The sequence below is a fragment of the Streptomyces sp. NBC_00005 genome (assembly GCF_045160215.1).
Lineage (GTDB): Bacteria > Actinomycetota > Actinomycetes > Streptomycetales > Streptomycetaceae > Streptomyces.
On record NZ_CP108316.1, the window covers coordinates 551,788 to 576,173 of the forward strand.

The 24,386-nt window shown below is 69.9% G+C and carries 22 protein-coding genes and 2 pseudogenes; 17 read left to right on the forward strand and 7 right to left on the reverse strand.

Features of this window, described 5'->3' with window-relative positions:
• Window positions 1-126 precede the first annotated feature (126 nt).
• The gene (locus OG303_RS02790; RefSeq protein WP_405864354.1) at window positions 127-1,506 is read right to left on the reverse strand and encodes an ABC transporter substrate-binding protein; all 1,380 of its coding nucleotides are present in this window, start codon (window positions 1,504-1,506) and stop codon (window positions 127-129) included.
• Between the two features lie 231 nt (window positions 1,507-1,737).
• Between OG303_RS02790 and OG303_RS02795 the strand changes: the two genes are divergently transcribed.
• The 17 genes and pseudogenes from OG303_RS02795 to OG303_RS02875 form a co-directional block, all read left to right on the forward strand.
• Window positions 1,738-2,406 carry a TetR/AcrR family transcriptional regulator gene (locus OG303_RS02795; protein ID WP_405864356.1) on the forward strand — a complete coding sequence of 223 codons (669 nt, stop codon included), beginning with the start codon at window positions 1,738-1,740 and terminating at the stop codon, window positions 2,404-2,406.
• Between the two features lie 336 nt (window positions 2,407-2,742).
• Window positions 2,743-3,954: a CaiB/BaiF CoA transferase family protein gene (locus OG303_RS02800; protein ID WP_405864358.1), complete on the forward strand. Its 1,212-nt coding sequence runs from the start codon at window positions 2,743-2,745 to the stop codon at window positions 3,952-3,954.
• Window positions 3,951-4,373 carry a Zn-ribbon domain-containing OB-fold protein gene (locus tag OG303_RS02805; protein WP_405864360.1) on the forward strand — a complete coding sequence of 141 codons (423 nt, stop codon included), beginning with the start codon at window positions 3,951-3,953 and terminating at the stop codon, window positions 4,371-4,373. Before OG303_RS02800 ends, OG303_RS02805 begins: the two co-directional genes overlap by 4 nt.
• A complete protein-coding gene (locus OG303_RS02810; RefSeq protein WP_405864362.1) occupies window positions 4,370-5,572 on the forward strand; it encodes a thiolase family protein in 1,203 nt (400 codons plus the stop codon). Before OG303_RS02805 ends, OG303_RS02810 begins: the two co-directional genes overlap by 4 nt.
• Window positions 5,573-5,639: 67 nt before the next feature.
• The gene (locus OG303_RS02815) at window positions 5,640-7,109 is read left to right on the forward strand and encodes an aldehyde dehydrogenase family protein (RefSeq protein WP_405864364.1); all 1,470 of its coding nucleotides are present in this window, start codon (window positions 5,640-5,642) and stop codon (window positions 7,107-7,109) included.
• A 63-nt stretch (window positions 7,110-7,172) separates the two neighbouring features.
• The gene (locus OG303_RS02820; protein ID WP_405864366.1) at window positions 7,173-8,405 is read left to right on the forward strand and encodes an amidohydrolase family protein; all 1,233 of its coding nucleotides are present in this window, start codon (window positions 7,173-7,175) and stop codon (window positions 8,403-8,405) included.
• A 1-nt stretch (window position 8,406) separates the two neighbouring features.
• Entirely contained in the window at window positions 8,407-8,637 is a 231-nt protein-coding gene (locus OG303_RS02825) for a ferredoxin (protein ID WP_405864368.1), read from the forward strand.
• 5 nt (window positions 8,638-8,642) lie between these two features.
• Complete coding sequence (locus OG303_RS02830) at window positions 8,643-9,422, forward strand: SDR family NAD(P)-dependent oxidoreductase (RefSeq protein ID WP_405864370.1); 780 nt, start codon at window positions 8,643-8,645, stop codon at window positions 9,420-9,422.
• Window positions 9,423-9,426: 4 nt separating this feature from the next.
• On the forward strand, window positions 9,427-10,674 hold the full coding sequence (locus OG303_RS02835; protein WP_405864372.1) for a cytochrome P450: 1,248 nt from the start codon (window positions 9,427-9,429) through the stop codon (window positions 10,672-10,674).
• A 30-nt stretch (window positions 10,675-10,704) separates the two neighbouring features.
• A complete protein-coding gene (locus OG303_RS02840; protein ID WP_405864374.1) occupies window positions 10,705-11,148 on the forward strand; it encodes a nitroreductase family deazaflavin-dependent oxidoreductase in 444 nt (147 codons plus the stop codon).
• Window positions 11,149-11,158: 10 nt separating this feature from the next.
• Entirely contained in the window at window positions 11,159-11,836 is a 678-nt protein-coding gene (locus tag OG303_RS02845) for a TetR/AcrR family transcriptional regulator (RefSeq protein ID WP_405864376.1), read from the forward strand.
• Window positions 11,833-12,897 carry a phosphotransferase family protein gene (locus OG303_RS02850; RefSeq protein WP_405864378.1) on the forward strand — a complete coding sequence of 355 codons (1,065 nt, stop codon included), beginning with the start codon at window positions 11,833-11,835 and terminating at the stop codon, window positions 12,895-12,897. Before OG303_RS02845 ends, OG303_RS02850 begins: the two co-directional genes overlap by 4 nt.
• On the forward strand, window positions 12,894-13,961 hold the full coding sequence (locus OG303_RS02855) for a phosphotransferase family protein (protein WP_405864380.1): 1,068 nt from the start codon (window positions 12,894-12,896) through the stop codon (window positions 13,959-13,961). Before OG303_RS02850 ends, OG303_RS02855 begins: the two co-directional genes overlap by 4 nt.
• 62 nt (window positions 13,962-14,023) lie before the next feature.
• On the forward strand, window positions 14,024-15,481 hold the full coding sequence (locus OG303_RS02860; protein ID WP_405864382.1) for a class I adenylate-forming enzyme family protein: 1,458 nt from the start codon (window positions 14,024-14,026) through the stop codon (window positions 15,479-15,481).
• A gap of 80 nt (window positions 15,482-15,561) precedes the next feature.
• Window positions 15,562-16,965, forward strand: a complete 1,404-nt coding sequence (locus OG303_RS02865; RefSeq protein ID WP_405864384.1) for an ABC transporter substrate-binding protein — start codon at window positions 15,562-15,564, stop codon at window positions 16,963-16,965.
• Window positions 16,966-17,359: 394 nt separating this feature from the next.
• The gene (locus tag OG303_RS02870; RefSeq protein ID WP_405864386.1) at window positions 17,360-18,439 is read left to right on the forward strand and encodes an LLM class flavin-dependent oxidoreductase; all 1,080 of its coding nucleotides are present in this window, start codon (window positions 17,360-17,362) and stop codon (window positions 18,437-18,439) included.
• Between the two features lie 91 nt (window positions 18,440-18,530).
• Window positions 18,531-18,650: pseudogene (locus tag OG303_RS02875) on the forward strand (IS5/IS1182 family transposase); the annotation flags it as partial.
• Between the two features lie 37 nt (window positions 18,651-18,687).
• Here the strand turns inward: OG303_RS02875 and OG303_RS02880 are convergent.
• The 6 genes and pseudogenes from OG303_RS02880 to OG303_RS02905 all read right to left on the reverse strand — a co-directional run bounded on the left by OG303_RS02880 (window position 18,688) and on the right by OG303_RS02905 (window position 24,295).
• A complete protein-coding gene (locus OG303_RS02880) occupies window positions 18,688-20,142 on the reverse strand; it encodes an aldehyde dehydrogenase family protein (RefSeq protein ID WP_405864388.1) in 1,455 nt (484 codons plus the stop codon).
• A 719-nt stretch (window positions 20,143-20,861) separates the two neighbouring features.
• Window positions 20,862-21,419 carry a nuclear transport factor 2 family protein gene (locus tag OG303_RS02885; RefSeq protein WP_405864390.1) on the reverse strand — a complete coding sequence of 186 codons (558 nt, stop codon included), beginning with the start codon at window positions 21,417-21,419 and terminating at the stop codon, window positions 20,862-20,864.
• Window positions 21,420-21,469: 50 nt separating this feature from the next.
• Window positions 21,470-21,720 (reverse strand): annotated as a pseudogene (locus tag OG303_RS02890) (alpha/beta hydrolase fold domain-containing protein); the annotation flags it as partial.
• A 70-nt stretch (window positions 21,721-21,790) separates the two neighbouring features.
• A complete protein-coding gene (locus OG303_RS02895; RefSeq protein ID WP_405864392.1) occupies window positions 21,791-22,705 on the reverse strand; it encodes a TIGR03564 family F420-dependent LLM class oxidoreductase in 915 nt (304 codons plus the stop codon).
• A gap of 7 nt (window positions 22,706-22,712) precedes the next feature.
• Window positions 22,713-23,717: an SDR family NAD(P)-dependent oxidoreductase gene (locus OG303_RS02900; protein ID WP_405864394.1), complete on the reverse strand. Its 1,005-nt coding sequence runs from the start codon at window positions 23,715-23,717 to the stop codon at window positions 22,713-22,715.
• Window positions 23,714-24,295 carry a carboxymuconolactone decarboxylase family protein gene (locus OG303_RS02905; protein ID WP_405864396.1) on the reverse strand — a complete coding sequence of 194 codons (582 nt, stop codon included), beginning with the start codon at window positions 24,293-24,295 and terminating at the stop codon, window positions 23,714-23,716. The genes OG303_RS02900 and OG303_RS02905 overlap by 4 nt, the downstream gene beginning before the upstream one ends.
• Window positions 24,296-24,386 lie beyond the last annotated feature (91 nt).

Here is a 24,386-nt window from a genome sequence, read left to right on the forward strand (position 1 = left end):
CCACCCACCTTCTGCCGTAAGGAACGTTCCCGCGCTGTCACCCTACGTACGTGCCGTGCGGTGCGGGAGGGGTGCGGCCCGGCGCGGAGGGGTTCGCCTCCGTGCCGGGCCGCCGGTGAGGGCGTCTCACTTGAGATTCGACATCGACTTCCCGACATCGGCGAGCGTGACGGGCTTGGTGTACTTGCCCTTGTACTTCAGCGTCGGCGCGTCACAGCGGTAGGCACCGTCGTCCGGCTCGAAGTCGGCCGGCTTCCAGCCCTTGGGGGTCGCCTCGACGATGGAGTAGCACTTGCCCGGCTGGTGCGAATGGGACAGGTCGAAGGGCGCCTGGATCCCGCCGGCCGTCCAGTCGGTGATTTTGGTGGCGTTGTCGTAGACGCACTTGCGGGTCAGTTCGGCGCAGTCGCGGGCCGAGGTGGCGAACAGCAGCCAGGCGGAGAAGGCGCGCAGCGACAGGTAGCTGACCGATGCGTCCGGCGCGTACTTGGCGTACAGCTGCTTGATCCTGTCCACGGCGGGCGACGACGTCTCCAGGGGGTGCGTGCCGAAGAGTTCGGCGTAGTTGTGCTGAGTGCCCAGGGCCGCTCCGGCGAGCTTCAGGAAGGGGGCGCCGTAGGAGTTGCTGTTGGAGTCGACCCAGTCGAGGGTGTAGTCGAGGCTGCTGAGTGACTGCTCCAGCTTGGCCAGGGAGCCGAAGTCGCCGAGGAAGACGAGGCCCTTGACCTTCTTGTTCTTGATGGACTGTGCGTACGCCGTCCAGTCCGAGACTCCGGTGGCGGGGTAGAGCTCGGTGTAGGAGACCTTGCCGCCGAGTTGGGCGATGGACTCCTTGAACTGCTCGGACATCGTCTTGGTGACCGGGCTGTCACCGGAGATGATGCCGACGTCCTTGGCCGACGCCGGGTACTTCTCGGTCAGCAGCCACTTGTAGAGACCGGCGTACGAGAAGTAGTCCGCGTACGGTCCCGAGGCGATCACCTGTAGGTCGGAGCCGACGGCGGGCGCCATGCTCGACTGGGCGGCGAAGGCGGGGAGCAGGCAGTTCACCCGGTCTTTGGCACCGAGACCGTCGAGCCCGGCCGCCCCGCCGACCAGCGCGAAGTCCTCCTTGCAGGCCTGCTGCATCCGCTGGCGCACCTCCATGCCCGCGTCATGGATGACGGGGGTGAGCTTGCGCCCGTTGATGCCGCCGTTGTCGTTGCACCAGGAGGTGAACACCTTGGCGGCGTCCACGAAGTCGGGGATCTTGTTCCAGCCGACGTCGGTGAAGACGCCGGTCTTGATGTCGTTGGCAGTGACGCCTTGTGCGCCCCCGGCCCCGGCCTCGCCCCTGCCGCACACATCCTTCAGCGTCCCGAAGTCCCTGCCACCGGCCATCGGCGACGCGCCCGCCGTGGCGGGCGCCGTCTCCTCGGCGCCGGCGTTCTTCGAGTCCGAGCGGGTGGAACATCCTGCGAGCAGCACCGCGAGCACGGTGACCACGCCGATGAGTAGCCTTCGCAACGGTCCTCCTCAGGGGTGTACCTCGACTCCCGGCGGAAACTACATTCTCCGTCACAGCGAAGCAACTATTCAGACACGAGAATCTAGATGGATCCATTCGCATGGAATATTCACCAAACAGGGAGAACCATCCATTCCAACAGGAGCGATCATGACTCTCTCGTCCTGCGGTGGCTTATTCGGTAGGGGGATGACCCGCGCTTTTCACATGCGTGGAGTATCGTTCTACAGATGAACGCAGTCCCCGCCGAACCCGCCCCGCCCGCCTGGCGTCAACGCGCCGTCGAGCGGTCCACCCGTGCCGCCAAGCTCCGCGCCGAGCAGCGGATCCAGCGCTTCTTGGACGGGGCCCAAGAGCTGATCACCGAGAAGGGCACCACCGACTTCACCGTGCAGGAGGTGGTCGAGCGCTCGAAGCAGTCGTTGCGCAGCTTCTACCAGCACTTCGACGGCAAGCACGAGCTCCTGCTCGCCCTGTTCGAAGACTCGCTGTCGCGATGCGCCGAGGAGATCCGCGAGGCCACCGCCGCCAAGAAGAAGCCGCTGGAGCGGCTCCGGGTCGCGGTGGAGCTGCTCTACAAGGAGTCGCAGCCGCGCCCGAACAAGCAGAGCGCGCTGTTCACCGACTTCGCCATGCAGTTGCTCGCGTCCCACCCCGCCCAAGTGACCGCGGCCCACGTCCCGTTGCTCGACGTGTTCACCGAACTGGTCGAGCAGGCAGTCGAGTCGGGGGACGCGCACGCGGCCAAGCCGCGCCGGCTCGCCGCCCTCCTGATGCAGACCGCGATGTTCACCGCCCAGACTCCGGGCGTCCCGGCCGACAGCAACTCCACCCCCGTCACCGCCAAGGAGGTCTGGGAGTTCTGCCTGGGCGGACTGGTCGGCGCCGGCGTCAAGTAGTCCCGAAAGTCGGAACGGAACGGTGTGGGCCGGGCGATGCCCGGCCCACACTGCTGTGCGGCCGACCCTCCGACTGCGACGACACACAGCCGGCGCCGCCCCGCCGACACTCACCCACCCCACGCACCGGCCCCCCACTCACCTGGTCGCAGTCCGGCGCGCGCTCCAGCCACGGCTCTACCTCCCCAGGGCCGCCCACGCCATGAACACGAGGCCCGGGGTCCGAGCAAGAGCGCGACTCTATATTTACGAGAATGACACTTCCCAAAATAAATATTGTGCCTCTACTGTGGCTACGCCGGGCCGTCTCGGGCCGCGGCGGACGGGAGACGCTCGATGGGGAGCGAAGCGTTCGACGGAATACGCGTGATCGAACTGGCCCAGTGGGTGTTCGTGCCGGTCGCGGGTGCCCTGCTGGCCGACTGGGGCGCGGACGTCATCCGGGTCGAGCGGCCCGAGGGCGACCCCTACCGGGCACTCGCGACGCAGCGGATCGGAACCGACGGCGGCGGCGTGAACCTGTCGGTGGCGCTCGCCAACCGCGGCAAGCGCTCCGTCGCGCTCGACCTGCGCCACGAGGAGGGACGCCGGCTGCTCGACCAACTCCTGGAGACGGCGGACGTGTTCCTCACCAACCTGCGGCCCGGCGCCCTGGACCGCCTCGGGCTCGGCGCCGAAGAACTCGGCCGGCGTTTCCCCCGGCTCGTCTACGCACGGGGCCACGGCTACGGCGTCCGCGGCCCCGACGCCGACCGGGCCGGGTACGACTCGTCCGCGTTCTGGGCACAGGGCGGGATGGCCCACGTACTGACGCCGCCGGAACGCGAGTACCCGATCAGTCAGCGCGGCGCGATGGGCGACCGCAACGGCGCCATGGCGCTCGCGTTCGGGGTGGCCGGGGCCCTGCTGCGGCGCGAGCGCACCGGTGAGGGGTCGGTGGTGGATGTGTCCCTGCTCGCCACCGCGATGTGGACGCTGTCGTCCGACGTGCTCTCGGCGCTCGCCGGCGGACAGCCGCGCGGCGTCTCCGGGCGCGGCGGTTCGGTCAACCCGCTCGTGGGCGCGTACCGGACCAAGGACGGGCGCCACATCCAGCTGGTCTTCCTCCAAGGGGACCGCTACTGGCGGGAGTTCTGCGAACTCATCGGCCGCGGTGGCCTCGCCACGGATCCGCGCTTCGTCGATCTGCGGGCCCGCGGTGAGAACCGGGAGGCGTGCGTCGCCGAGCTGGAGGCGGAGTTCGCCCGCCGCACCTTCGAGGAGTGGAAGGACCTCCTGGCCCGGATCGACGCGCCCTGGGCGCCCGTCCAGGCCGTGGAGGAACTGCTGACGGACCCTCAAGTACTGGCCAACGACTACCTCGGCGAGGTGGAGCTGGAGGACGGCGAATCGTATGCGATGCCCACCGTCCCCGTGCAGTTCGACGAACGCCCGCCGACCCTGCGGCGGGCGCCCGAACACGGTGAGCACACCGAATCCGTGCTGCTCGAACTCGGCTACGGATGGGCGGACATCGTCGGCCTCAAGGACGCGGGGGTGATCACATGAGCGCGCGTCCCGTACCCGTGCCCGACGCAACTTCGGCACCCTACTGGGAGGCGGCCGCCCGGCATGTGCTGGCCCTGGCGCGCTGCTGTCGCTGCGGGGCCTTCGCCGTGCCGCCCGACCAGACCTGCCCGCACTGCCACACCACAGACCCGGACTTCACGTACCAGCCGGTGAGCGGCCGGGGCACGGTGCGGTCCTGGACCGTGGTCCGGCAGTCGCCACTGCCCGGCCTGTCGCAGGCGGTCCCCTTCGTCCTCGTCGACGTCGAACTCGACGAGCAGGCCGGGCTGCGGATGATCGGACGGCTGCTCGACGGCCCCGACGCCGCGTGGCGCGCCGGCGATCGCGTGCGGGTGGCCTTCGAGGACGTCGGCGCGGGTGTTTGTGTGCCCGCGTTCGTGCTGGGTGACGTGTCATGAGCGGGCGGTTCGCGAGCGGTGGCCAAGTGGCGATCGCCGGGTACGCGCACAGCGCCGTCCGCCGACATGCCGACCGGCCCTTGGGCGCGCTCGCCGTGGCCGTCGCCCGCGAGGCGATCGCCGACGCGGGTCTGACATCGCAGGACGTGGACGGCTTCGTCGGCTCGGCGCTGTTCCCCACCTCCGGAGACCACGCCGCCGAGGACGGTGTCAGCACGGTGACGCCCTCATGGCTGGCCGAGCATCTGGGCGCCCGGCCCGGCTACGTCGCCGGGTTCCAGGGCATCGGACAGATCCCCGGCTCGGTGGCGATGGCGGTCAACGCGATCGCGAGCGGCGCCGCCGACCACGTCCTCGTCCACCGCGCCCTGCACAATCCGCGTGCCCGCTATCACGGCACCTCGGTGCGGGAGTTCGGCGGAACGCAGCAGTGGACGGCGCCGCAGGGCTTCTTCGGGCCGCTGCCGATGATCGGGCTCGCGTACAACGAATACCTGCAGCGTTACGGGGCGGGCCGGGAAGCGATGGCGGCGGTCCTGGTCGAGGCGCGCAAGAACGGTGCGCGGATCCCGTGGTCGTACTGGCACGAACGGCCGCTGACCGCCGAGGAGTACCTCGCGGCGCCCATGGTCAACGATCCGATCTGCCGCTACGACTGCGACATCCCGGTCGACGGCGTCGCGGCCTTCGTGCTCACGTCGGCCGCGCGGGCGCGCGACCTGCCGCACCGGCCGGTGTACGTCGCCGGGTATGCCGGCAGCGCGCCGGGCCCGCGCCGCCTTCCGCTGCACTGGCCGCTCGACGACATCATGGCCGGCGGTGCCGGGACCGCCCGGCGGCTGTGGGAGCACGCGGGCGTCAAGCCCGCCGACATCGACGTACCGCAGCTGTACGACGGGTTCTCGCCGTTCGTGTACTTCTGGCTGGAGGCCCTGGGCTACTGCCCCGCCGGTGAGGCGCACCGCTTCGTCCTGGACGGGGGCATCGACAGCGACGTCCCCGGGGCCCTGCCCGTGCTCAGCGGCGGGGGCTCCCTCGGCAACGGGCGCATGCACGGGATTCCCCAGATGGTCGAGTGCTACCTCCAGTTGTCGGGCCGGGCCGGTGAACGGCAGCGCGCGCAGGCGGCGTTCGGCCTCGCATGCCACTCCTCGCCCCACTACGGGGGCGCCGTCGTGTACAGCGCACTGCCCTGGTGATGCAGGGCCCGCACACCCGAACGGCACGGAAAACAGCGCTGTTTCGAAGCGCGAAAGGGGCTGGAGCGTGAGTGACATCATCCCGGAGCGGCGCTCGTACGTGGCCGGAGAGTGGGTCGAGGGCGAGCAGTGGCTCGCAGTCGAGAACCCCGCCGACGAGTCGCACGTGGCCGACGTGTCGGTGACACCGCTTCCCGAGATCGAACGCGCCGTCGTCGAGGCGCGCGACAGCTTCGAACGTGGCGTGTGGTCGGACGTCCCGGCCGCCGAGCGTGCCCGGATCCTGTACACCTTCCTCGACCACGTCGAAGCCTGCCGGGACGCCCTGGTCGCCACGATGGTCGCCGAGGCGGGGCAGCCGATCGCGTTCGCCGAACGCGCCCAGCTGCAGGGCGGGTTGGCGGTGGCACGCGGGGCGATCGACCTGTATCTGTCGATGCCGCACGAGGCGGCGACCCCGGTGCCCGTCGACGAGCTGGTGCGCGGCCGGGTCGCGCTCAGCGTCCGGCGGCACGAGCCGGTCGGCGTGGTCACGGCCATCACGCCGTACAACGCGGCGATCGTGATGGCTCTCCAGAAGATCGTCCCGGCACTGATCGCGGGCAACTCCGTGATCCTGCGGCCCAGCCCGCTGACGCCGCTCTCGTCCCTTGTGTTCGGCGCCGCGGCGGACACGGCAGGACTGCCGCCCGGCGTCCTGAGCGTCGTGGTGGAGGGCGGCGCGGCCGGCGCCGAACTCCTGACCAGCCACCCGGCCGTCGACATGGTCTCGTTCACCGGGTCCACCGCGGTCGGCCGCCGCATCCTCGCGCAGGCCGCCCCGACGGTGAAGCGGGTGGCCCTCGAACTCGGTGGCAAGTCGGCGCAGATCTACCTCGACGACGCCGTGGACAGGGCCGCCGCCGGCGCGGTCGCCGTGGTGGCGGCCACCGCGGGCCAGGCCTGCGTCGCAGCCACCCGCATGCTCGTACCCGAGCACCGCAAGGCCGAAGTCCTCGACGCCGTCGGCGTTGCGTACGCCGGCCTCGTCGTCGGCGACCCGACCGATCCGCGCACCACGCTGGGGCCGGTGATCAGCGCGGCCCAGCTGGAGCGCTGCGAACGGTTCGTCGCGCTCGCCACCGAGTCCGGCGGCAGGGTGGTCCGCGGCGGCGTCCGCCCTGATGGGCTCAAGGCCGGCCACTACTTCGAGCCGACCGTCCTCGACCTGCCCGGCAACGACAACCCCGCCGCCCAGGAAGAGATCTTCGGCCCCGTCATCGCAGTGCTCGGCTACCGGGACCTCGACGACGCCGTACGCATGGCCAACGACACCCCCTACGGCCTCTCCGGCCAGGTGTACGGGGCCGACACCGCGGCAGCGACCGCGGTGGCCCGACGCCTGCGCACCGGTGCGGTCAACGTCAACACCGCGGTGTTCAGCGCCTACGCCCCTGGCGGCGGCTACAAGCAGAGCGGCCTCGGCCGCGAGCGCGGGCCCGACGGCATCCGCGCGTTCCAGGAGGTCAAGCACCTGGTGATCGGCGAACTCCGTTGACCACCGCCCGACGTTGACCACTGCCCGACTTGGACGAGTACCACCCGACGTGAAGGAGCACTCGTGTCCACAGACATCCCACCCGTCGTCGCACCCGACCGCGCGCTCGACTGGCTGATCTCCGTCGACGACCACATCCTCGAACCGCCCCATCTGTGGGTGGACCGCGTCCCGAAGGCCGACCGCGACCGGGCTCCGCACATGGTGACGGACGACACGGGCATGGACTGCTGGGTCTACGACGGCAAGCGGTTCCCCAGCTCCGGTCTGAGCGCCGTGGTCGGCAAGTCGAAGGAGGAGTTCAGCCCCGAGCCGCTGCCCTACAGCGAGATGCGGCCCGGGTGCTACGACCCGAAGGCCCGCATCGAGGACATGAACCGGGCCGGGATCCTCGCGTCGCTGTGCTTCCCCACGGTCACCCGTTTCTGCGGGCAGCTGTTCATGGAGGCGAGCGACCGCGAGTTCGGCCTCACCTGCCTCAAGGCCTACAACGACTGGATCATCGAGGAGTGGTGCGCGGCCGCTCCCGGCCGCTACATCCCCCTGGTGCTCATCCCCCTGTGGGACCCGGCCCTCGCGGCGAAGGAGCTGGAGCGCTGCGCCGCCAAGGGCGCGACCACGTTCGCGTTCTCGGAGAACCCGGCCCCGCTGGGCCTGCCCACCATCCACGACAAGAACCGCTACTGGGACCCCGTGATGGCCGCGGCGAACGACCTCGGGATGGTCGTGTCGATGCACGTCGGCTCGTCCTCGACGGTGCCGCAGATCGCACCCGACGCGCCGTTCCTCGCCAACCTCGCCTGGGGTGCGACCCGTACCTCGGGGGCCATGCTGTCCTGGCTGTTCAGCGGCATGTTCCAGCGCTACCCCAACCTCAAGATCGCGCTGTCGGAGGGCGAGATCGGCTGGATGCCGTACTTCCTGGAGCGCGCCGAGCAGGTCCTCGACACGCAGCGCCACTGGGTCAAGCGGGGCGTCCGGTTCAACGACCACGCGGGCAGCGACGTCGTCGACCTCGACACCCTCGACATCCGCGCCACCTTCCGCGACCACATCCACGGCTGCTTCATCGACGACGTGCACGGCCTCGCCAGCATCGACGAGATCGGCGAGGACAACATCATGTGCGAGACCGACTATCCGCACTCCGACTCGACCTGGCCGGACTGCATCGGCCTCGTCAAGAGCCGTATCGCCCACCTGTCGTCCGAGCGGCAGTACAAGATCCTGCGCGGCAACGCCGAGCGCCTCTACCGGTTCACCCCGGCTCAGCCACCCGCCTTGGCGAAGGCCTGAGATGGCCGCCTGGAAGGTCGCCGTCGACCGGGACAGCTGCCTCGGTACCGGCATCTGCGTCGTGTACGCGCCGGACACCTTCGCCCACGACGAGGAAGCGAAGGCCGTGGTCGTCGGCCCGCCCGAACCGCTCGACACGGTACGGACGGCGGTCGAGGGGTGTCCGACGCGGGCCCTGCGCTGGACGGACGACGCAACCGAACCACCCGTAGCCGACCACGAAAGGCGGTGACCCCCATGCTGCTCGCCGAGAAGACCGCGATCGTCACGGGCGCGGGATCCGGAGTGGGCGCCGCGTCCGCGCTGCGCTTCGCGGAGGAAGGCGCCCACGTCCTCTGCGCCGACATCCGCGCCGACACCGCCGAGGAGACGGCGCGCCGGATACAGAAGGCCGGCGGGTCCGCCACACCCTTCGTCTGCGACGTCTCCCGCGAGGAGGAGGTCGTGGCAGCCGTCGCGGCGGCCGTCGACATCTTCGGCCGGCTCGACATCGTCTTCAACAACGCGGGCATCCCGACCCCCCGGCTCGGCGCGCGACTTGAGGACCACACCGCCGAGGACTTCCGGCGCCTCGTCGGCGTCAACCTCGCCGGCGTGTTCCACGGCTGCAAGCACGCCGTCCTCCAGTTCAAACGGCAGGGGCACGGCGGAGTCGTCCTCAACACCGGGTCCGTCGCGGGCCTCGTCGCCTGGGGCGGCTCCGTGTACGGCGCCACCAAGGGCGCCGTGCACCAACTCACGCGGGCCGTCGCGATCGAGGGCGCCCCCTTCGGCATCCGCGCCAACGCCATCGGTCCCGCGGGCATGCCGCTCACCAACTTCATGGCGGCGGGCGGCCTGGACGGCGACGCCGAGGCCATGGAGAAGACGGTCCGGCAGGTCGCCTCCAGCCACCCGCTGGGCCGGGCCATCACCGCCGAGGACTGCGCGGAGGCCGCCGTGTTCCTGGTCTCCGACCGGGCCGCCAACCTCACCGGCGTCGTCCTGCCCGTCGACGGCGGATACGTGGCGAGGTGACCCCATGACGACACCCACGTCCCTCGACCGCGACCGCGTCCGCGAGCTGTTCGACCTGCGCGGCGCCTATCTGGCCCACGTCGGCGGCGGTTACCGCGGCGACCCCTACCCCGCCTGGCACCGCCTGCGCGCCGAGGCCCCCGTCCACCCGGGAACGGTGCACGAACTGACCGGCTACGACGGGCCCGCGCACTTCCAGGGGCTGCCGTATCCGGACCGCCCGCACTTCTCCGCGTTCAGCCACGCCGCGTGCGACGAGGCGTACCGCGATCCCGAGGTGTTCGCCGCCTCGCCCACCCCCATCGACCCGCGCACCGGTCAACTCGCCGTGCAGAACAGCATGTTGTCCATGGGTGGCACCCAGCACCGCCGCTACCGCGCGCTCGTCCAACCGTCGTTCGTACCCGGCAAGGCCCAGTGGTGGATCCGCAACTGGATCGAGCAGACCGTCGACCTGCTCATCGACGGCTTCGCCGGGGACGGCCGCGCCGAACTCAACGTGGACTTCTGCGCCGCCATCCCGGTGCTCACCATCACCGGCAGCTTCGGCGTCCCGGTGGAGCGGGCTCTCGACATCCGCGCCGCGCTGCGCGATCCGCAGGCCGTCGCCGAGATCCTCGCGCCGATCGTGGCGGCCCGCCGCGAGACTCCCCGCGACGATCTCATCAGCGTTCTCGTGGCGGCCGAGACGACCGACGAGGACGGCGTCGCGCACCGGCTCTCCGACGCCGAGATCTACTCCTTCGCGGTGCTGCTGCTCACCGCGGGATCCGGCACGACCTGGAAACAGATGGGCATCACGCTCACCGCGCTCCTGCAGCGGCCCCACGTACTCCAGGCCGTGCGCGAGGACCGCGCGCTGCTGCGCCCGGCGATCGAGGAGGCGCTGCGCTGGACGCCGACCGACCCGATGTTCTCCCGCTATGTGACCCGGGACATCGACTTCCACGGCGTCCGCCTGCCGGAAGGCTCCGTGCTGCACCTGTGCGTCGGCGCCGCCAACCGGGACCCGGCCCGCTGGGACCGCCCGGACGAGTTCGACATCACCCGCAAGCTGCGCCCGTCGTTCGCGTTCGGCGGCGGCGCGCACGTCTGCCTCGGCATGCATGTCGCCCGCGCCGAGATGCAGGTCGGCATCGGGGCGCTCCTGGACCGACTGCCGGGCCTGCGGCTCGATCCGGACGCCGCACCGCCACGCTTCATCGGCCTGTACGAGCGGGGCCCGACGGAGATCCCGGTGGCCTTCGGATGACGCGCCCCACCCCGGACGAAAGGCTCGGACATGAGTGAACCCGGCTACCAGAAGCCCGACTTGGCGCTGGTCGGCGCCGAGCACGTGGCCCGCTACCGGGAGAGCGACGGCGAGATCGGCTACGAGTGGAACGGCGTACCCGTTCTGCTGCTGACCACCAAGGGGCGCAGGACGGGCGAGTCCCGCACCAAGGCCCTGATCTTCGGGCGGGACGGCGACGACTATCTGGTCGTCGCCTCGGCCGGCGGGGCGTCGAAGCATCCCTCGTGGTACCTGAACCTGCTGGCGCACCCCGAGGCGGAGATCCAGGTCAAGGGCGCGCACATCCCGGTCGTCGCGCACACCGCGGGCACCGCCGAACGGCCGCTCCTGTGGCAGATCGTTGTCGGCTACTGGCCCAACTACGACGCCTACCAGACGCGTACGGAACGCCTCATCCCCGTCGTGGTGCTGACCCCCACCACGGAAACGTAGGAACATCCACATGTCGAATCCGAACACGACCTGGGCGGACCACGCGGCCGACCGCTCCCCCTCGGTGCGACGGTCGCGGGCGCGCAGCGTCCAGCAGGCGCAGGTGATCATGCGAGCCGCGCACCGGCTCGTCCGGGAGAAGGGAAGCGCCTTCACGACCCAGGAGTTGGCCAGGGAGTCCGGCGTCGCGCTGCAGACCATCTACCGGCACTTCCCCAGCAAGGACCACATTCTGCTGGCGCTCGTCGAGGAGATCATCGCCGAGCAGGCCACTCGCATGCGGACCGCGGCGCAGGAGCTCCCGGACCCGGTGACCCGCCTGCGCCACTACATCGCCAGGACCCTCGACGCGCTCCGCGACGGCGGCGACCGCACCGGGCCCCGGTTCATCACCGCCGAGCACTGGCGGCTGCACCAGCTCTTCCCCGACGAGATGGCGCGGATCGCCAAGCCGTACGACGACCTCGTCGCACAAGAGCTCGCGGAGGCCGTCGCCCAGGGGCTGCTGCGGCCCAGGGACCCGGCCCACGACGCGTGGTTCGCCATGAAGCTGGTCACGTCCGTGTACCACCACTACGCATTCGCGACCGCGCACGAGCCGGTCGAGGAGGTGGCCCAGCGCCTGTGGGCGTTCTGTCTGGCCGCGTTCGGCGGCCCCTCCGAGTCCGAGGAGGTGGAACAAGGATGAGCGAAGCCCCTGTCTTCGCCAAAGGCCGCGACCTCGACGCCGCGGCGCGAGCGCTCGGTCCGTGGCTGGCGGCCCGGCTCGGCGTCGACGACATACGGATCGTGAACCTGGCGTACCCGCTGGGCGCCGGCGTCTCGAACGAGACGATTCTCTTCGACGCCCGGTCCGCGGGCCGCGACGACGAACTCGTCCTGCGGGTGGCGCCCGCGCCCGAGCACCAGATGTTCTTCGAACCGCAGTTCTGGCGCCAGTACGAGATGCTGGTCGCGCTCCGCCGCCTCGGCACGGTGCGGGTCCCCGAGGCACTGTGGTTCGAGGACGATCCCGCCCTGCTGGGCCGGCCGTTCTACATCATGCGCCGGATGCGCGGCCGGGTGCCGGTGAGCATGCCCGTGTACAACGCGACGGGGTGGCTGACCGAGGCGACGCCCGGTCAGCGTCGGATCCTGTGGGAGGACGCCGTACGCCAGCTCGCGGCCGTCCACGGCGCACCCATGGAGGAGTTCTCCTTCCTCCACGACCCCGGCCAGGGCGCACCCGGTGACGAGCAACAGCTCACGTACTGGCGACAGTTCGCGTCCTGGGCCCTGAAGGACGAGATCCCGGACACGGTGCACGAACTCTTCGACTGGGTGAGCGAGAACCGGCCGCCCCTCTCGACACCCGGCCTGTCGTGGGGCGACGCCCGGATCGGGAACATGATGTTCGGCGGCGACTACCGGATCGTCGGGGTCATGGACTGGGAGCAGGCCTCGCTCGCCGGGCCGATGGCCGATCTCGGGTGGTGGCTGCTCTTCGACGACATCCACAGCGTCGAGCACGGCGTCCCGCGGCTCGACGGGCTCGGCACCCGGCAGGAAACCCTGGCTCTCTGGCGGGAGTTGACTGGCCGTCCGGTGGAACACCTGCACTGGCAGGAGGTGTTCGCCGGCCTGAAGGCAGGCCTCCTGGCGCTGCACGCCCGCCGCTCGATGCGGCTGCCCGCCGCCGGACGCCCGAACCCGTTCATCGAGCGCTCGTGCCGGCTGCTCGGCCGGACCGGATCCGTGGGGTCGTCATGAACCTTCCCGGCGGCCCCGCGCCGCACGACGAAGCGGTGGCCCTCTCGCCCACCTGGCTCACCGCCGTACTGCGGCGGCGGCACCCCGGCGCCGTCGTCACCGCCACCGACGTGACCGAGCGGATCGAGACGGTGGCCACCAAGGTGCGCTTCGACGTCTCCTACGCGCCCGGGGCGGCCTCGGACGCGCCGCCCGCCCTGTGCGCCAAGGCGTACTTCAACCCGGCGGCGCGCCGACGCGGCTCATCGCGCGCCGAGGTCGACTTCTACCGGCTGCTCGCCGCGGCGCTTCCGGTGCGCACGCCGCCGTACGTACACGCCGAGGTGGACGAGGAGACCGGGCATCCGCTGCTCCTGATGCACGACCTGGTGGTGGCCGGCGCCCGGTTCGGCGACCCCCTGATGGGCTTCGGCCGTGACCAGGCGGCGGGCACGCTCGACCAGTTGGCCGCCCTGCACGCCGCGACCTGGGACGGCACAAGGGGGCGCGAGACCCCGGGCGCCGACCTGGCGACCACCTTCGCGCCCCGACTCGCCTCGCTCGCCCGCCACATGGGCCCCGAGCAGCTGCAGACCCAGCTCGACGACGGCCGGGTACCGGACATCCCGACGAAGGTGCGCCGCGCCGACCGGCTGCTCGCCGCGATGGGCGCGCTCGCGGACCTCTCCCCCCGGCATCCGCGCTGTCTCGTGCACGGCGACGTGCATACCGGCAACGTCTATGCCACGGCCGACGGGGCCCCCGGCCTGATCGACTGGCAGGTGGTCCAGTACGGCGTGTGGGCACTCGACGTCGGCTACCACCTGGCGGCGGTCCTCCATCCGGACGAACTCGCCCGCAGCGAGCGGGAGTTGCTCGACCACTACCTCGACCGCCTGGCCGCGCACGGCGGCGCTCCACCCGGCCGGGACGAGGCGTGGTGGGCCTATCGGGCGCATCTGCCCTACGGCTTCTTCCTGTGGAGCATCACCCGGAACGTCGACCGGCCGATCACCGAGCGCCATACGGGGCGGCTCGCCCTCGCCGTGGCCCGGCACGACAGCCTCAGCCTGCTCGGCGTCTGACGCCGCGCCCGCCACGAGAGCCCCTCGAAGCCCACTGGGCGACACCGCGGAGGAGAACGGCAATGGAGAGCGGAACGGGCATCGCCCAACTGATCAGGAAGCTCGCGGCGTCGTGTTCGGGCGCCGAGGTACTGCGCCACATCGACCCGGACGGCACCGAATCCGCCTTCAGCTGGCGGGAGTTGGACCGCCGCTCGGACCAGTTGGCCGGGGCGCTCGCGGCGCGGGGGCTCGGCGTGGGCGACCGCCTTTCCCTGGCGTTGCGGAACTCGCCGCAGCTGGTCCTCGGGGTGTTCGCCGCGTGGAAGCTCGGGGCGGCGCCGGTGCCGGTGCGCTGGGATCTGCCCGAGTGGGAGCTGGCCCGGCTGCGCGAGGTGGTACGGGCGCCCGTGCATCTGGGCGCCGACGATCTGACGTGGATCGACGCGACGGCGGACGCGCCGGTCCCCGAACTGCCGGACGTCATCTCCCCGCACGCGCACGGCATTTGCAGCAGCGGCTCCACCGGCACGCCGAAGGTCATCCTCACGAGTCGGCCGGCCGTGCACGCCCCGGCGTTCAGCACACCTCTGATGCAGGCCTGGACGCCGGTCCCCCGGCCGCAGACGATCCTCGTGCTCGCGCCGATGTACCACGCCAACGGATTCACCACGCTCTTCGGCCTGTTCGAGGGCGACCGGCTGGTGGTCATGGAGAAGTTCGACGCCGCCCGCGTCGTGGACACCGTCGAACGCCACCGGGTCACCACGTTCACTGCCACACCCACGATGCTGCAGCGCATCGCGGACCTGCCCGGCATCGACGACCGCGACCTGTCCGGCCTGGAGTGGATCCTGCAGGGCGCCGCGCCCATGCCGCCGACGCTCGTGCACCGGTGGGCGGGCCTGATCGGGGCCGAGCGCATCGTCATGGCGTACGGCATGACCGAGGGGCTCGGCATCACCGCCCTGCGCGCCGACGAGTGGATGACCCACCAGGGCAGTGTCGGACGGCCGCTGCGCTCCACCGAGTTGCGCATCCTGGATGCCGACGGCAAGGACCTGCCCGTCGGCGAGGCCGGCGACATCTATCTGCGCTCCCCCAGCTACCACGGCTACGAGTACCTGGGCGGCGCCCCGAGCCTGAGGGCGACGCCCGACGGATTCCAGACCGCCGGGGACGTGGGACACCTCGACGAGGACGGCTATCTCCACCTCCTCGACCGCCGCGTCGACATGATCATCAGTGGCGGCGCGAACATCTTCCCGGCCGAGGTCGAGGCCGCCCTCATCGACCACCCCGGCATCGCCGACGTCGTCGTCATCGGACTGCGCGACCCCGAGTGGGGGCGCCGGGTGCACGCGCTGATCGAGCCCGCCGACCCCGCCGCGCCGCCCTCCCACGACGAGGTCGTCGCGTACGCGCGGGGCCGTCTCGCCGCGTACAAGCTGCCCAAGACGACCGAGTTCGTCGACGTCATCCCGCGCAGCGCGGCGACCAAGGTGAATCGCGGCGCGCTGGTGGCAGCACGCGGCGGCTGACCTCCACCCGGCTCCGCACTCACGCGCATGCCCAAGGACGCATGCCCGGTCAGCCCCCGATCCGAAAGGCAGGACAGTCCATGAGGCCTCAGAAGACCATCACCGCCCTGACAGTGGTAGCCGCGCTGTGCGCGGCCGGATGCTCCACCCGCGGCGACACCCCCGGCCGCGGCGACTCCGAGCCCGGTGAGAAAGCCGCAGCCACCGCGGGCGCGGTCGCCACGTCGGGTGACTTCGCCGATCTCAAGAACGTGTGCGGCCCCGGTGACCCGAGCGGCTCGCCGGCCCAGGGGGTCACCGGGAAGGAGATCCACGTCGGTGTCATGTCGGACGTCGGCTTCAGCAAGAACACCGAATTCGGCGACGCGGCCAAGGCGTTCACGTCCTGGTGCAACGAGGCCGGTGGCATCAACGGGCGCAAGATCGTGCCGACCGTCCGCGACACCAAGATGGTTGAGGTCCGCCAGCGGGTCGACGAGGCCTGTCGCGCCGACTTCGCGCTGGTCGGCGGAGGCGCCGGCCTCGACGGCCTGGGAGTGAAGGACCGCCTCTCCTGCCTGCTGCCGGACTTCCCCGCGCAAACCGTCCAGCACCAGAACGAGGGGTCGGAGCTTCAGTTGTCGGTGCAGGCCGGCGGCCCCTCGTACTTCCGATACGCGGGCTTCTACGATTGGCTGATCAAGGAGGCCTATCCGGACTCGGCGGACGCCGTGGGCATCATCTCCGGCGACTCCCCCGTCACCCGGACCTCCCTCGACCAGCGCATGGAGTACTTCAAGGCGCGGCATGCGAAGCCCACCTACACCGACCTGTATCCGACCTCCGGTGTCACCAACTGGACGCCCTACGCCCAGGCGATCAAGGACAAGAAGGTCAAGGGCCTGGTGTTCATGGGCGACTTCACCTCGCTGGCGAAGCTGGAGCAGGAGCTCACCGCCATGAACTACAAGCTCGACTGGATCGACGCGAACAGCAACGCCTACGGCCCGTCGTTCCTCGAACTCGCCGGCCCACAAGTACTGGCCGCCCAGAACAACCTCGCCGACGTCAGCGGGATCTACCCGATGGAGAAGGCATCGTCGAACCCCGCGACGCAACAGGTGCTCGACGTGTTCGACAGGTACGCGCACGGGGCACAGGTGACGCTGCCGGCGGTGAAGGCGTTCTCCGCGTGGCTGTTGTTCGCCAAGTCGGCCACAGCCTGCGGCGACAAGCTCACCCGCCGGTGCGTCCACGACGCGGCCCGCAAGGAGACCGCATGGACCGGCGGCGGCATCCAGGCACCGGTGAACGTGTCCGTCCAGGACTCCCCCGTGAAGTGCATGAACATCGAGAAGGCAACCCCCGACGGCTGGCAGCCCGCCGACTTCGCCCCCAACCGCGGCGCCTACCGCTGCGGCATCGCCTCGTACAAGTTCACGGGCGACTACGGCGAGCCGGGGACTCTGGCGAGCGTCGGGAAGAGCCTGGCGGATCTCAAGTAGGCGGCCTCGGATGTCCCGGGCCGCGGGGCGCATAGAAACCGGCAAGGAAGGCGACCCAAGAGGTCTTACAGGATCTCCAACGGATGACGTACTCCCCGCCTACGGCGCGGGTCCGGCAACCTGACCCAGCCGCTGCGTCAGCGACATGCCCACCACCCGGTGCGGCGGCAGGTTCGTGACGAGACACGGCATGGCAGACGGACAGCACATCGAAGCCCCGTTGCAGGCAGACGACTTGGGAAGGTCATCTGCATCAACGGGGTTTCGTTGCGTCAGGCACGGCCGCCCCGTACCGCCCCGCGACGCCACAAGATCACGCGACTGCGCAACGGCCCTGCGCCGGGACCTGCCATGCTGAGCAGGTTCGATCCGATCCTCACACCTTGGAGGTTTGATGCGTGCAGGCGTCGTTGTCGCCGCGCAGCCCGGTGTGGAGGAACTCGCCGTGCGGGCCGAGGAGTTGGGCTTGCACAGCTTCTGGGTCAACGACACCCCGATGGTCCACGGCGACCCTTTCGTCGCCTTGAGCCTGTGTGCGAAGGCCACCAGCCGCATCAGGCTCGGCATCGGCGTGACCTCACCGGCGCTGCGCTCGGCCCCGGCCGCCGCGAGCGGGCTCGCCAGCCTCAACGCCCTGGCACCGGGCCGGATCATCTGCGGAGTCGGCACCGGAAACACCGCCCGGCGCACCCTGGGCATGCGGCCGACCACGGCGGCCGGGCTGGAGAACTTCACCGTCGCGCTGCAGGACCTGTGCGCCGGACGTTCGACCGAGTACCGCGAAGGTGACCGGGTCCGCGACATCCGGTTCCTGCACGCCGGGGCGCACGTGAACACCGCCGACCCGATCGAGTTCGTCGTGGCCGCGCTGCTCGGACCGAAGGCCGCCGCCGTCGCCGGCCGCCGCGGCACCGGCCTCATCTCCTTCGGCCTGCTGGACCCCACCGCCTGGCACGCGCTGCACGACACCCGCCGCCACGCCGCCCAGGGCACACCCCGCGCCCCCGAATCCCACACGGACTCCCGGGCGGACTCCTACGTGGTCACCTCGCTCCACATCCTCGACGAGGACGAGGACCCCCACGGCGACGCGGCCCGGGACGCGACGGGCCACCTCGTCCTGTCGCTGCTGGCCTTCGCCGCCGACACAGCCGCCGACACACCCGCCTTCGCCGAGCAACTCGGCCCCGAGGAACGTGAGGCGGTGCGGCGGCTCCTCGACCGGCGCGGCACTACCGCCACCGCGCCGGACCGGCACACCAACCTCTACCCCAACTACCTCGGACGCATCGCACCGCAGGACCGCGACCTGGTGCTGCCCTCGCTGATGAACACCCTGGCCCTGGTCGGCACCCGCGACGACCTCCTCGCCCGCATCACCACCCTGGAACAGGCCGGCGTCGACGAACTCCTCATCCAGCCGGTGGTCGACCCGCCCACCGAGATGGCCCTGCTCGCCAAACTCCTCACCTGAGCCGACCCGCCTGCATCATTTCGGGCGGGACAGCACATAGCTGATCGAGCTTTTTTGAGCAGATCGAGGGGTGGCTTGCTGGCTGAGATTCGGCGCCTGCGGCAGCGTCCGAACACCACTCAAACGCCACCGCTACCGGCCCAAGTCTCTCCCCGGGCAGAAGAAGGTCAACCGAGCGCCCGCTCGGATCCGCGCCATCGGCGAACGCGCGCCGATACCGATAAACAGCCGCGACAACCGCTTATCCGCTACAGCATTGTGTAGACAGATTTCGTCTTCATATAGGCCTCGATGCCGTCGATCCCGTATTCAGCTCCCCAGCCGGACTGCTTGTGGCCGCCGATAGGCAGGGCAGGGTCCCAGACCATCTGACAGTTCAGTGTGACCATCCCCGCGTCCAGGCGTTTCGCCAGACGGTGGGCGCGGCCGACGTCGCGTGTCCAGGCAGTCGCCGCGAGGCCGTAGACCGAGTCATTCGCCAGAGCGAGCACTTCGTCATCGTCGTCGAACGGCGTGACCGCGACCACGGGTCCGAAGATTTCCTCTTGGACCAGCCGCATGTCGGGCCGCACCTGTGTGAGGACGGTTGGCTCGACGAAGTATCCGGGCCGGTCGCGGCGGTTTCCGCCGGCGACCACTTCGGCGCCGTCCCTCTTGCCTTCTTCGATGTATCCCGTAACACGGTCGAGCTGCTTCTGGCTGACGACGGGGCCGATATCGATGTTGTCGTCGTGGCTGCCGCCCTGACGCAATGCCCGAGCGATCTGAGCGATGCCGTCGACTACCCGGTCGTAGATTCCGCGCTGCACGTAAACCCGCGATCCGCAGATGCAGCCTTGTCCCGAGTGAACGAAGATCCCCATGGCGGCTGCCGGAATGGCCTGCGCCAGGTCGGCGTCATCGTAGATGAGCACCGGTGATTTTCCGCCGAGCTCAAGCATGACCTTCTTCAGGTTGCCGGCCGCTGCATGAACAATCTTCTTGCCCACCTCGGTCGATCCCGTGAAGGAGATTTTGTCGACGTCGGGGTGCTCTGCCAGAGCGGCACCGGCAGTGTGGCCGTGACCGACAACGATATTGACCACACCATCGGGCACTCCGGCCTGGGCCAGGACCTTCTCCATCACCAGCGCGGAGAGCGGCGTCTGCTCCGCGGGCTTCAACACACAGCTGCAGCCCGCGGCGAGCGCCGGCGCCAGCTTGATTGCCGCAACGTGGAAAGGCCCGTTCCACGGTGTGATGAGCCCGACCACGCCGACAGGCTCCTTGAGCGTGTAGCCATGGATCTCCGCGGATTTCCCGGAAAGCCCCCCGGCCATGTTCACGTCATGCGCAATGCCGTTGATCTTCGTGCACCAGCCGGCGCAGTAACGGAAGAATTCCGCGGAAGCGAACATGATGCTGCGGGCCTGCGACACGGGCATGCCGCCGTTGCGCGCGTCGAGCTCCGCGAGTTCATCGGCGCGCTCCTCGATCAGATCGGCGACGCGCCACAGGATCCGCGAGCGTTCACTCCCGGTCTTGCCGCGCCAAACCCCGGACTCGAACGTCGCACGGGCCCGCGCAACCGCTTCATCGATTGCGGCCGCACCACCATCGGCGAATTCGCCGATCTGTTCCCCGACCGATGGATTGAAGATGGGGACCATCTCGGAAGTCCCCGGCCGTTTTCCGATTTCTTCCAACACTGCCGAAAGCGTCATTTCAGAGCCCCTTCAATCTGAACGGACATAGCTGCGGACGCGCCGAACACCCTCGGGTCGAAGTAGCCGTCGTCGGGGTGATCGGGCGGCCTGCCGGCACGATCCCCGACCTGTAGACCCACGCGGAGTCGATCGCCTCTGTCGGGACGTCGAGGAGGCAGGCGCACACCTTCACGAACAGACCGACGTTGCGCCGCCGCGCCGATCACAGCCGGCCGATCTCACTGCGGACGGACCGGGTTTGTGTCATCGGCCTGGACTTTGTTCCCCTCGGATCCGACGGTTATGGAAGAAGCACCAGCCGACAGGGGCGCATCTCGTCCACTCGACCGACGCGGGCTTTGGTCGTGACTGGTACGTACTGTCTGCGGAACGAAGAGCCGAGACCGTACTCGATGCGAGATTCACGTTCACCCACACCGCCCGCTGAACATGTGTTCAGCAACCGCGCTGTACACTGTTTAGCATGGGCTCTCAAACACCGTCAAGCACAATGCCGGCGTGACCGAACCCGCCGCATGGGCCCCGAGAATTCCGAGACGCGCCGACGCCTACTCGACATCGCGCAACGGCTGTTGCTTGAGGAGGGGGCCGACGCTGTCGGGATCCGTCGCACCGCGCCCGAAGCCGATGTCGCCCCGGCGCCGTGATCGGGGAGTTCATGGCCCTGGCCAACCACGTCCGGCCATCCGCGCGTCGCCATCCTCATGGGGGACGCTCTACCACCGCTGTACCGGTGTCTCCGCCAGGCTCAGCGGCCGGGCGTAAGAAGGGTCTTCCCGGTCCCAACTGCCCTGGATGAATCCGGTGAAGGCACCAGAGGTGAGGAGTGCGGTGTCGCCGCGGGACGTCCACTCGACGGTGCAGCGTCGCAGAGCGATCCGCCACTGTCCGTTCCGCCGCTCCAGGCGGTCGAGATAGCGGCCGCCGATGAGGTGCACGTCCTTGCCGTCGCGGGCGCGCATCGCGCCGATCACGTAGCTCTCGCAGTGCGCCACGTCGCCGTTGATCTCGCAGGTGTGCGTGGTGATGTTGTGCAGGTGGTCGGCGAAGACGGAAGCGTGTGCCTCGTTGGCGTACGCCCCGTACACGGGGCCGGGCTTCACGACGGGACCGTGCTCGTCCGTACCGTCCTGGTGGTACGCGCTCGCCATCAGTTCCTCGTCGTGCCGGTCGTGGCCGCGTGCGTGGTTCATGACGCAGTCGAGTACCGCGAGACGGTCCCTGACGTACCTGAGCTCGCTGCGGAGCTCGGTGAGTTCGTCCTCGACGGACATTTCGTTCCTCCATGCCTTGTCGGGCGGCCGTCCTTCGGCGGCGTGAGGGGCTACGCCAACCGGAGTTCACTCCTTGTCGGGTTGAAGCCGTGGCAGCCGCCGGGCCAGACGTGCAGATCGGCCACGCCTCGGCCTGCCCGATCCGGGCGGCGTGGGTGACGGCCTCGTCGCGGAACGTCTCCGCGCCGCCCATGTCGATGAAGGCCGGCGGAAGATTCCCCAGGTCGGTGGCACGGGCGCGGGCCGCGTAGGGGGAGACGTCCGAGCCGCCCCGGGCCTCGCCCAGCAGGGCTGTCCAGCCGACTAATGTCAGGTCGCTCGCCAGGTTCGGTGGGTGAGAGGTGCACGGCTGATGCCTCCAAGCCGGTCTGTCAGGCGGTGAGTTGCCGCAGGACGCCGCGGGTGCGCTTCAGTGACCCACGTTTGTCCTCGCCGACTGGGACGATGCTCGCGTGGATGTCGGTGGCCCCCGCGTCGAGCAGCCCCCTCAGTTGGGTCTCGACGGATTTCTCGTCACCGATGACGGCGGCATCGGCCGGGCTGTCGGCGCCACCGATCGCCATGATCCGGCGGTAGGCAGGGGAGTTCGCGTACATGACCGAACTCGCCGCCACTGCTTCCCGGGCTTCCTGCTCGTCATCGTGCACGGCCACCGGCAGCCCGGCCACGATGCGCGGTGCCGGCCTGCCTGCCGCCTCGGCCGCAGCCGTCAGATGGGGGACGACATGTCGCTCGATCGCCGCCGCCGGGGCCATCCACAGCACCACACCGTCCGCGTACTCGCCCGCCACGCGCAGCAGTCGCGGGGAGAGCGCGGCCAGTAGTACGGGGACGTTCTCGGCACCGCGGACGGTGCCCGCGGGGGCGTGGGCGGTCCATTCCTCGCCCGCGAAGTCGACCGCCTCGCCGCGCCGTACGGCTGTGAGAATACGGAGGTACTCCTCGGTGTTGCGACCGGGCCGGGCGTAGGACATGCCGTACATGCCCTCGACGACGGCCGCATGCGAAGGGCCGAGCCCAAGGGTGAAACCGGGGCGGCCCATGGCGGTCGCGACCGAGGCCGCTCGCTGGGCCTGGAGCAGCGGGTGGCACGGGTAGGTCTGCAACACCGCCGTGCCCAGCTCGATGGTCGAGGTCTCCCGTCCCGCCAGCGCCAGCGCGGCGAGCGGATCACCCTGGACGATGCTGGCGTACCAGAGGGAGTGGAAGCCGTCGGCCTCCGCCTGCCGCGCTTGCGCGATGAGTTTCTCCGGCGTCGAGGCGCCGCCGGTCAGTCCGATACGCATGAGGGGTTCACGCTCCTGGCTCTCGGGTCGGGACAGGGACGTGGCCCGCCAGTAGCTGCTCGGGGATCACTGTCCTGAGTTCGTCCAGCGTCCAGGGAGCGCCTTCCTTGGTGACCTCGGCGACCGTGCTGATCTCGGAGTAGAGGGCGATGCGTCCTCCGGCGGTCACGGTGAACACGGCGCCGTTGATGTATGCGGCTTCGTCGGTGGCGAGATAGGCGAGGAACGGGCCCAGCTTCTCCGGGGCCTGGTGGTCCTTCTCTTCCTCGTCGAGCCGCTTCTTCAAGGCGTCGATCTCGGGGCCGCCGCCGGCCAGCCGTTTACGCATCGAGGCACGCCAGTTGATGTGGTTCCGGGACAGGGAGCGTGGGCAGAAGGCGTTGCAGGTGATACCGCTTCCGTCGAGCTCTCCGGCCACCGCCCTGGTCAACGCGGCGATGCCCGCGCAGGCAGCGCTGTAGGGCGCGAGCATCGGCTTGCCGGGCAGCGCGTCCGACGACGCATTGAGAATCCGGCCGAACCCCTGCCGTCGCATGATCGGAAGCACGTGGTGCATGACGTTGTACGTGCCGGTGAGCTTGGTGTGGGTCTGCAGCAGCCAGTCGTCCGGCGTCACCTTGTGGAAGGGGCCGAAGCCCGATCCTGCGGCGCCGTTGACGACGATGTCGACCCTGCCCCACTCGTCCATGGCCGCCTGGACGAGTTCCCCGGCCACCTCGAAATCGCCGGGGTCACCGAAGAACGGGATGGCCTCGCCGCCCTCCGCGATGATGGCATCCGCGGTCGTACGGGCGTCACCGCTGATCGACGCGATCAGCCGTCGGTCCTCGTCCGTCAGCAGTCTCTCTGTGGCGTCGGCATCGGACCAGGCCGTCAGGCCGACCGACCCGGGCTTGCGGTTGTTCGTGACGACCTTCGCGCCCTCGCGGGCCAGGCCGATCGCGATGCCCTTGATCGCACCCATTCCGGAGCCCGTGACCACGGCCACCTTGCCGTCCAGCCGCGTACTCATCCGCTCGCCTCCTCTGACGGGGCCTGGGTGTCCAGGCCGAGCGAGCGGGCGAACCAGCTCACCGTTTCGTAGCAGCCGGCCGTGAAGAGCACGTCCAGGAGCTGGCGCCGGTCGAGTGCGACCGACAGGGAGTCCCAGGTCGATTGCGCGACGACGCCGTCCTCGACCAGTTCGTCGACGGCCCGGACGAGCGCGCCTTCCAGCGGGTCGGGGAACGTCGCTTCGGGCCCGAACGCGATTCGGGCGATGTCGGCGTCGGTCAGGCCGGCGGCACGGGCGCCGAAGAGATGGTGGTCCCGGAGGTACGCGCAGGCGCGGCGGGCCGCGATCCGTAGGACGATGATCTCGACCTGCCGGGGTGTCAAGGTGGTGTCGAAGAGGACGTGCCCATTGAACTCGAAGAAGGCACGGGCGAGTTGGGGGTGGTGGGCGAAGGAGCCCAGGATGCCGTCGGTCGGCGGGCGGTCTTCTGCCGGGCGCAGTGGCAGGCCGCGTTTCCTCGGGTCCAGCGCGTGCAGGGCCTGGTACATGTCGCCCGGCCAGGAGGCCGGTGGAAGCGGTGCTATCCGGGCGTTCAAGCCGTCTCCTCGCAGATGCTCCGATGGGATGTTCCGGGGCGGGGGTCGTTCCAGGACTGGGGTCGTTGCAGGACCGGGACGCCGGACGACG

Coding starts and splice junctions, on each gene's coding strand:
- OG303_RS02795 (WP_405864356.1), top strand. CDS start 1,738: ATGAACGCAGTCCCCGCCGAACCCGCCCCGCCCGCCTGGCGTCAACGC.
- OG303_RS02800 (WP_405864358.1), top strand. CDS start 2,743: ATGGGGAGCGAAGCGTTCGACGGAATACGCGTGATCGAACTGGCCCAG.
- OG303_RS02805 (WP_405864360.1), top strand. CDS start 3,951: ATGAGCGCGCGTCCCGTACCCGTGCCCGACGCAACTTCGGCACCCTAC.
- OG303_RS02810 (WP_405864362.1), top strand. CDS start 4,370: ATGAGCGGGCGGTTCGCGAGCGGTGGCCAAGTGGCGATCGCCGGGTAC.
- OG303_RS02825 (WP_405864368.1), top strand. CDS start 8,407: ATGGCCGCCTGGAAGGTCGCCGTCGACCGGGACAGCTGCCTCGGTACC.
- OG303_RS02830 (WP_405864370.1), top strand. CDS start 8,643: ATGCTGCTCGCCGAGAAGACCGCGATCGTCACGGGCGCGGGATCCGGA.
- OG303_RS02835 (WP_405864372.1), top strand. CDS start 9,427: ATGACGACACCCACGTCCCTCGACCGCGACCGCGTCCGCGAGCTGTTC.
- OG303_RS02840 (WP_405864374.1), top strand. CDS start 10,705: ATGAGTGAACCCGGCTACCAGAAGCCCGACTTGGCGCTGGTCGGCGCC.
- OG303_RS02845 (WP_405864376.1), top strand. CDS start 11,159: ATGTCGAATCCGAACACGACCTGGGCGGACCACGCGGCCGACCGCTCC.
- OG303_RS02850 (WP_405864378.1), top strand. CDS start 11,833: ATGAGCGAAGCCCCTGTCTTCGCCAAAGGCCGCGACCTCGACGCCGCG.
- OG303_RS02855 (WP_405864380.1), top strand. CDS start 12,894: ATGAACCTTCCCGGCGGCCCCGCGCCGCACGACGAAGCGGTGGCCCTC.
- OG303_RS02860 (WP_405864382.1), top strand. CDS start 14,024: ATGGAGAGCGGAACGGGCATCGCCCAACTGATCAGGAAGCTCGCGGCG.
- OG303_RS02865 (WP_405864384.1), top strand. CDS start 15,562: ATGAGGCCTCAGAAGACCATCACCGCCCTGACAGTGGTAGCCGCGCTG.
- OG303_RS02870 (WP_405864386.1), top strand. CDS start 17,360: ATGCGTGCAGGCGTCGTTGTCGCCGCGCAGCCCGGTGTGGAGGAACTC.
- OG303_RS02880 (WP_405864388.1), bottom strand. CDS start 20,142: ATGACGCTTTCGGCAGTGTTGGAAGAAATCGGAAAACGGCCGGGGACT.
- OG303_RS02885 (WP_405864390.1), bottom strand. CDS start 21,419: ATGTCCGTCGAGGACGAACTCACCGAGCTCCGCAGCGAGCTCAGGTAC.
- OG303_RS02895 (WP_405864392.1), bottom strand. CDS start 22,705: ATGCGTATCGGACTGACCGGCGGCGCCTCGACGCCGGAGAAACTCATC.
- OG303_RS02900 (WP_405864394.1), bottom strand. CDS start 23,717: ATGAGTACGCGGCTGGACGGCAAGGTGGCCGTGGTCACGGGCTCCGGA.